This is a genomic window from Mesorhizobium waimense (genome assembly GCF_003601975.1).
GTDB lineage: Bacteria > Pseudomonadota > Alphaproteobacteria > Rhizobiales > Rhizobiaceae > Mesorhizobium > Mesorhizobium waimense.
In genome coordinates this window covers 1-1,344 of the sequence record NZ_QZWZ01000156.1, presented here as the reverse complement: position 1 = coordinate 1,344, position 1,344 = coordinate 1, and the positions used below count along the sequence as shown (strand labels likewise).

The 1,344-nt window shown below is 61.5% G+C and carries 1 pseudogene; it reads right to left on the bottom strand.

Annotation, left to right across the window (positions count from 1 at the left end):
• Window positions 1–187: 187 nt before the first annotated feature.
• Window positions 188–1,233 (bottom strand): annotated as a pseudogene (locus D3227_RS40325) (IS110 family RNA-guided transposase).
• Between the last annotated feature and the right edge of the window lie 111 nt (window positions 1,234–1,344).

Below are 1,344 nucleotides of genomic sequence, written 5' to 3'. Positions count from 1 at the left end.
TTGTGAGCGCTGGCCAAGATGGGCTGCACGGATAGCGAGTTCCAAACACGGACACGACATTTGCTGCCGGTGAGCACCTCGGAATGCCTCGCTGGTCCCGGTTCGACCGGTCACACCATCTTCTCCTCTACTTGCAAGTTCCGGCCTCGGCGTCGACCCTGTGCTCGGCGCCGAACTCTGATCTCTCTTATGGCTGCGCAGGCTCCGGATAGGTGGCGCCGATGGGGCGGTAATGCCCGCCACTGACCATCAGTTTCCAAGCGATCCGCGCCAGCTTGTTGGCCAGCGCTACCGCTGCGAGCTTGGGTTGCGCACAATCAGGGCCTGCAACCAGGGCCAGACCCGTTTGCTGCCCCGCCGCATATGCTGCCCCGCCGCATATGCTGAATGAGGGCGGTGGCGCCAGCCACCAGCACGCTTCGCAGCATTTCGTCGCCAGCGCGGGTAATCACGCCAAGCCGATTTCTGCCTGCTGTCGAATGGTTCTTCGGCGTCAGCCCGAGCCGGCGGCAAAGTCGCGTCCTGACTTGAAGTCATGTGCATCCGTCACCTTAATGGCCAGCAACGTTGCTCCGACAGGACCAATCGCCGGTATGGCGGCCAACGGCTGGCTCATTTCGCTGCACCGATGAAGCGAAAGCAGCTTTTTCATCGAGTGTGGCAACCTCGGCGCTGATATGCGCATAGTCGCGCGCCAGCGTCTCGAACATGTCCCTGGCCGTGTCCGGGATCGTCGCATCAGCGCGAATGTCGGCCAGCAGATCACCGAGTCGGGAAAGTCCCTTGGGTGCGACAAAGCCGAACTCCGCCGCAAAGCCGCGGATCGAATTGGCCAGCTGCGTGCGTCGGCCGATGAACTGCGCACGCAGCTTCGCCAGCATCTGCGATCCTTGTTGATCGGCGCTCTTGGCGGGAACAAAACGCATGTCCGGCCGGCTCATCGCCTCGCAGATCGCCCCGGCATCGGCCGCATCCGACTTGGAGCGCTTCACATAGGGCTTCACGTACTGCGGCGGCAGCAACATCACTTCGTGTCCCAGCGCGCGCAATTCCCGCGCCCAGTAATGCGCCGCTCCGCAAGCCTCCATACCAATCTTCAGCGGCGAAAGCCCGGCAAAGAAGGCAAGCACCTGATTGCGCCGCAGCTTCTTGCGCAGCGCCGGCTGTTCAGCTTCAATGCAACTGGAAAACGCTCTTTGACGTATCCATGCCAATGCGAATAAGATTTTCCACGGACGGTCTCCCTTGCTTGAGATCTCAACGACCTCATTCTGGCACATCACGATGCCGTCGGGGGCCGTCCACCCCAACACGTACTTCAAGTACGCTCCGCTCCGGTTCTCG